General features: G+C 47.2%; 7 protein-coding genes and 1 pseudogene. 4 read left to right on the forward strand and 4 right to left on the reverse strand.

The genetic code is table 11. The features are described 5' to 3' along the window. Positions 1-35: 35 nt before the first annotated feature. From ACLFWI_RS24995 to ACLFWI_RS25005, 3 genes are all read left to right on the forward strand, one after another. Entirely contained in the window at positions 36-641 is a 606-nt protein-coding gene (locus ACLFWI_RS24995; protein ID WP_446352869.1) for an HD-GYP domain-containing protein, read from the forward strand. A gap of 125 nt (positions 642-766) precedes the next feature. After that, positions 767-2,530 (forward strand): S8 family peptidase, encoded by a 1,764-nt coding sequence (locus ACLFWI_RS25000; RefSeq protein ID WP_446415171.1) that lies wholly within the window; start codon positions 767-769, stop codon positions 2,528-2,530. Further along, a complete protein-coding gene (locus tag ACLFWI_RS25005; protein ID WP_446406229.1) occupies positions 2,527-2,751 on the forward strand; it encodes a hypothetical protein in 225 nt (74 codons plus the stop codon). Before ACLFWI_RS25000 ends, ACLFWI_RS25005 begins: the two co-directional genes overlap by 4 nt. Before the next feature lie 159 nt (positions 2,752-2,910). On the opposite strand, the gene ACLFWI_RS25010 is transcribed toward ACLFWI_RS25005, so the two are convergent. The 3 genes from ACLFWI_RS25010 to ACLFWI_RS25020 form a co-directional block, all read right to left on the reverse strand. Further along, positions 2,911-3,477, reverse strand: coding sequence for a Uma2 family endonuclease (locus tag ACLFWI_RS25010; protein WP_446406228.1), 567 nt, complete (start codon positions 3,475-3,477; stop codon positions 2,911-2,913). Positions 3,478-3,805: 328 nt separating this feature from the next. Beyond that, positions 3,806-4,600: a hypothetical protein gene (locus ACLFWI_RS25015; RefSeq protein WP_446415172.1), complete on the reverse strand. Its 795-nt coding sequence runs from the start codon at positions 4,598-4,600 to the stop codon at positions 3,806-3,808. A 59-nt stretch (positions 4,601-4,659) separates the two neighbouring features. After that, positions 4,660-4,782, reverse strand: a complete 123-nt coding sequence (locus ACLFWI_RS25020; protein ID WP_446415173.1) for a hypothetical protein — start codon at positions 4,780-4,782, stop codon at positions 4,660-4,662. 85 nt (positions 4,783-4,867) lie between these two features. On the opposite strand from ACLFWI_RS25020, the gene argB reads away from it, so the two are divergent. Next, positions 4,868-5,767, forward strand: a complete 900-nt coding sequence (gene argB / locus ACLFWI_RS25025) for an acetylglutamate kinase (RefSeq protein WP_446406225.1) — start codon at positions 4,868-4,870, stop codon at positions 5,765-5,767. Positions 5,768-5,846: 79 nt separating this feature from the next. Here the strand turns inward: argB and ACLFWI_RS25030 are convergent. Next, positions 5,847-6,255: pseudogene (locus ACLFWI_RS25030) on the reverse strand (hypothetical protein); the annotation flags it as partial.

Consider the following 6,255-nt stretch of genomic DNA (forward strand, 5'->3'; position numbering starts at 1 on the left):
ACAATAAAAGTAACCTAAACTCATTCTGAAGTAGAATGCTTCGCCCCGGCGACGCCGATATCTTAAATTTTCTTGAACAAATCCAGCTGGCTCGAAACGTCACGGCTGGCTTACGTTGCTATCGTCTACGAACGATGTGCTTACATTTTGGGCGATGGCTGAAACTAGACAAAACCCAACTGCGCCAACTTGTTTTCCTGAGTTACTGTCATGGCTTAGGCAAACTTAGCATTCCCGACTCGATTTTACTCAATCCCGGTTCCTTAAGCGAACAGGATTGGGTAAAAATTCGCGAGTATCCGGAAGTATCTGCTTTGATCTGCAAGCAGCTTCCGGGGTTGAAAGAATTTGTCCCTCTTGTCTTGTCTCATCAAGAACGACTCAATGGCACCGGCTATCCTAAAGGACTCAAGGGTGATGAAATTCCGTTTATTGTTCAAGTTTTCCAGCTTGTCAATATTGCCGATGCCATTATCAGTAAGCGACTCCATCGCACCCGGAACGAACCCTCAAGCGATCGCCCCTACTGGATGCAAGCCATAGAGGAGATTACCAAGGAGATGGAAGCCGGCGCACGCGATCCTAACTTATGTGAGAAATTTTTCCGCTTTCTGGAGCTGTTCTACCAAGGTGGCGGGTGATGGGATGATGGGGGTGTAGAGACGTAGCATGCTACGTCTCTACACTATCCTGTTCCCTGACGAATGACAAATAACAAATAAGCTATCGTAGAGGTTAAACTGGCACGATAGACGGATGGTTGCCAATGAAAAAGTTTTTGTTACTGTGTTTGTTTGTGATTGGTCTAGGTTTTGCCCTGTTCAACTTTAAAGGGTTGGCAAATCAGGGGGAATTTGGCTCAATTGTACTGGATTTCCGGGAAGATATTCCCGCTACAGAGATTAGTGCCCAGGTGGACGCGATCGCACAAAAATACGGTGTGACGCCGCGACTCAATAGCGAATTCTCTGACGTTGACAATATTTACATTTTGGAGGGCGATAAACAACTCCTGCGTCAGCTCAAACGCTCAGAACTGGCAAAGGACACGGAATATATTGAACCCAACTACATCTACAGCACGTTTTTTGTTCCCAACGACCCCAACTATAGCCAGCAATGGAATCTCCGCAGCATTAATGTGGAAGCCGCATGGGATGAGACACGGGGAAGTGGGATTACAGTCGCGGTGATTGATACCGGGATTAGTCCAGTTCCTGATCTCAAAGATACCAAACTGGTCGAAGGGTACGACTTCGTAAACGATAGAGTTGACGCCTTTGATGATAATGGTCACGGGACTCACGTTGCTGGAACCATTGCCCAATCCACCAATAATAGTTATGGGGTGGCTGGTGTAGCCTACGAAGCCAGTCTCATGCCCTTAAAAGTATTGAGTGCAGGTGGTGGTGGTACGATTTCCGATATCGCGGAAGCGATTAAACTTGCTGCCGATAATGGCGCGGATGTGATCAACATGAGCTTGGGCGGTGGCGGTGAAAGTCAACTGATGCAAGAAGCGATCGACTATGCCTATAACAAAGGTGTGGCGATTATCGCAGCAGCAGGAAATGCCAATCAAAATTCCGCCTCCTATCCCGCCCGCTATCCCCATGTTCTCGGTGTTGCCGCTGTGGATTCGGCTGGCGTAAAAGCCCCCTATTCCAACTACGGTGCAGGGGTTGACATTTCTGCCCCTGGTGGAAGTGAAGCGGGTAAGATTGTCCAAGAAACCATTAATCCCAAAACCAAAAATCCCATTTTTTCCGGCTTTCAGGGAACCAGTATGGCAGCCCCCCACGTTGCTGGGGTAGCAGCTTTGGTGAAAGCGAGTGGGATTAATGATCCCGATGAAATTTTCAGCGTTCTCCAACAATCCAGTCGCCAGGTTGAAGATGATCCCCTCAACCACTTTGGCGCGGGACAATTAGATGCGGCGGGTGCGGTGAAATTGGCGACGAAGGGACAAATTACCTTCCGCGATTTCTTCCGTTGGTTGCGCGATAACGGGTATCTGAATCTCCGCTTCTGGATTGATGGCGGTGCGGTGGCGCTGTTGCCGAAAGTTCTCATGGTTCTGGGTTCCTACCTCTTGGCGTGGTTCTTACGAACTTATTTGTCTTTTGGCTGGAGTTTGACCACAGGATTAGTGGCTGGAAGTTCAGGATTATTCTTCCTGCGCGGCTTCTATATCTTTGACTTACCTCATTGGCCCCTACGAGTCATGGGCAGTTCGATTCCAGAATTGGGTACAGCGATTCAAGGCAGTGGGTTATTAAATCCCATTTTTGCCAGCGTGCTGATTCCCTTTATATTAGTCGCATTGTTCCTAGGACATCCCCAATGGAAATGGGTGGCGATTGGTTCAGCCTTGGGTGTTGCCAGTTGTTTGGCGGTAAGTGCGGTAATGTCTCCCAGTGTTCTGTGGTTAGGTAGTGGCATTGGGGCGCGTCTATTCTTAATGACGAATGCTCTCCTCTGCTTTGGACTTGCCTATTTTGCCTCTAAAGAAGAGGGGAAATTGGCATGAGCATTACGGTTACTGGCAAAATCGAACACAAGGATATTGGCGTTGGGACTTGGGCATTAGTGGCTGAGTCTGGAGAAACCTATGAACTTCAGGATGCCCCCGATGAGTTACAGCAATCTAACCTAAATGTGAAGGTGCAAGGAGAGGTGCGAGAGGATGTAATGACCACAGCAATGATTGGTCCAGTCCTACAAGTGCAGTCCTTTGAGGTGATGGATTGAACTGAAAATCTAGGCTCTCCCGTAATTGATGTGATTCCTAAAAACTTATCACATTAGTTACGGGAGAGTTGCTTTTTGGGGAATAACTAACATAGCCAAAAGTTCTCTTTTTCATAAAAAGACCTAAGTTCTATGTAGAAAATCAAAATTGAGCGATCGCTAAAAATCCCACTCTTCAAACAGTTCAGCAACCGACATAGAAAAGCCAGGAACGATCGCGTCACCCTCTAGCGCGTCTTGAGGACGAAGTAAGCGATCGGGTTCGGGCGAATGGTAAACCAGAACATATTTTTCATCGGGATGAATCACCCAAACTAAGCGAGTATCGTTGTCAAAATATTCCACAATCTTGTCGTGGATTTCTTCAACGGTGTTGTTGGGAGAGAGAATTTCCACCGCCAGATCAGGAGAACCTTGAAAGAACCCACGAGGGGGACGCTTTAAACCCTTGAGCCGTTCTTTAGAGACAAAAGAGACGTCAGGCGATCGCTTGTTGCCGTTCTTTAAGGTAAACGCTGTACTAGAATCACAAACCGTTCCCAATTTGTGTTGCCGAACATAGATTGCCAGAAGCCCCCCCAGAAATGAGCCAATTCCGCCATGCTCCATCCCTGAATTGCCCCTATTCACAAGCTCCCCGTTTACTAACTCATAACAATGCCCATCTTTGGACATTTCCATAAATTCCTCATCTGTCCAAACTTTTTTCTCAGTGGAGATTGTCATAGCCCAAGCTTCCTCTCGATTTTCCGGAATCGCTACTTCTAGTGTGACACGTTACCTGACCATCGATTAGGACAAACAAATTGTTGTTCCAGACGTTCCGGCGGAACGTCTGGAACTAAATGATGTGCCCTAACCGCTATGGCGGTTGCTATATCAGGGTTGAAAAACAAGGGACAGGTAAAAGTAAAGCTAACGAACTGAGTCTTGTTTGCGGCACAATTGCTTAAACTGAAGTTACCCTTTGATAGAGCCTATTAAGGCTGATAAGGACATAGCTGTTAGCTTCATTACTCATCCCTTGAGATAACCAATGCTACCCGACTAACTATTATTGAGCAGAGGGATAGATTGATTTAGCGATGAATGCAGGCTGATTCTCGTATTCGGCTTCCAGTTGGCGTTGGACATCCAGATCCCAGGTTAAATCATAATCCCGCTCAAATTCAGCCGAGACAAAGGGACGTATCTCACCGGTCACGAAAACATCTTCACCTTCAACCATGGTTCTCTCCGGTGCGACTAAAGTGAAGACTAACAAATCACCGCCACCCACTAACTGATCTTCATCGAGAGTAAAGGTATTGTTACTCATAATCTCTTCCACTTCACCCTCTACAGCCACGGTTCGATTGTAGAATTGGCTAGGATTTTGGGTAATTTCTCCAGGTTCAGGGGCAAGTGCCAGTGATTCAGCCACAATCGCGGGTTTGTTTTCGTAGTCTGTATCGACTTGCAAGTCTAAGTCGAATTCTTCCTCAAACTCTACCATATTAAACTGCCGAACTTCACCAATGACTTGGACTTCAACATCGTCATCTTCTGGCAGCATAAAGGGTTCGCCTGAGGTATTGACCACGATAATTTCATCACCAAAAAACTCATCCTCTGAGATGGTAAAGCTGACATTATCCAGAACCTGTCTCACTTCGCCTCTGATTGTCACGGTTTGACCGATGAGTTGTTCGGTGTTCTCCTCGACATCCTCCGCTGTCACGTTTCCTTCCTCTTGTCTTGGGGTGACAACGTCTTGGGTGGTGTCGGCGCAGGAGGGAAGTAGCACCGCCATTAGCGCTAAGGCGATCGCACTGGCAGGTAAGCTTTTACGATAGTGTTTAATAAACATGTATGAATGTCCTCTCTCAATAATCAGCAACTCTTAGAAGTTAATGCTTCCACCCTTCATTACAAAGGCAATCTAGCTGCGATCGCATCCTTCTCAGGAGTAACTATGACCTCTATCCCATGGGGGATTTTGGCGAAGATGGGAGCTGGGGGAGATGGGGGAGCAATGTAGAGACGTGCCATGGCACGTCTGGAAGCAGGGGGAGATATTGATAAAAAAATGATCTAAACTGCTTGGGATATCTTATTGGTCTTCCAGTTCCTGTCGATGGTACAAGAAAACGATCACGATTTAATCCGGGAAGCCGAAGCAACCCGTGTGCAGATACTCAGTGAAGCTCTACCTTACATCCAGCAGTTTGCTGGGAGGACGGTTGTGGTTAAGTATGGGGGGGCGGCGATGAAGGATAGCAGCCTCAAAGATAAAGTTATTCGGGATGTTGTCTTCTTATCCTGTGTCGGCGTTCGTCCCGTCGTGGTTCACGGCGGTGGTCCAGAAATTAATAGCTGGTTGGATAAGCTGGGGATTGAACCCCAATTTAAGGATGGGTTGCGGGTAACAGATGCACCCACAATGGATGTTGTGGAGATGGTTCTCGTGGGTCGAGTTAATAAAGAGTTAGTCTCTCTAATTAACCGGGCTGGGGGTTTAGCCGTGGGACTTTGCGGTAAAGACGGAAATTTAATCAAAGCCCGTCCCGAAGGGCGCAAGGGGATTGGCTTTGTTGGAGAAGTCAGCAGTGTGGATATTAAACTGGTGGATTCCTTGGTCAAAAGTGGCTACATTCCAGTTGTGTCAAGTGTTTCTGCTGATGAGACAGGTCAAGCCTATAATATCAATGCCGATACCGTGGCTGGCGAAATTGCTGCCGCTTTGGGAGCAGAAAAGTTAATTTTGCTCACCGATACGCCGGGAATTTTACAGGATTACCAAGACCCCTCCACTCTCATGGCTAAGCTGGATATCCAACAAGCACGAGAGTTAATGGTATCGGGTGTTGTGGCTGGCGGTATGATACCTAAGGTCAACTGTTGTGTGCGATCGCTGGCTCAGGGGGTACGGGCGGCTCATATTATTGATGGTCGAATTCCCCACGCTCTACTTTTAGAAATTTTTACCAATAAAGGAATTGGTTCTATGATTGTGGCATCTGAATTTACGACGTAGTGGCTTGACCCACTTAAAATAGGGCTTTGTTTGTAGTGAGAACTTTAGTTCTCCGAGCTGGAGAGGGCTGAAGCCCTCACTACTTACTTCGGTTGAATAATCCCGTCAATGGAATGGAGCTTTTCTGGGAACGCTTCCTCGCTCTAGCATCTCGACGCTGTTTCGCTAAGGTTAATCCACTTAACTTGACGGGGGTTTCCTCTGGCTCATCTTGGGGTTCAGAGGATGCTTTCTCTGGTTCATCTTTACTCTTCCACCAAGCCACAACCCAGCCGCCAGCAATTCCCCCAACAGCACCCACCACGATACTGAAGGGAACTGAGTATCCAAGTAAAAACAGACATAGCAAAAACACTAACCATACTCTTAGCGCTACAGGGAACCCTTCGGAGAAACCTGGCAACAGTTTATTCATTACTTTTGTCCGTCCTTTGTCCTTTGTCCTTTGTCCTTTGTCCTTTGTCCTTTGTCCTTTGTCCTTTGTCCTT

The sequence above is a fragment of the Coleofasciculus sp. genome, from assembly GCF_046539235.1.
Lineage (GTDB): Bacteria > Cyanobacteriota > Cyanobacteriia > Cyanobacteriales > Coleofasciculaceae > Coleofasciculus.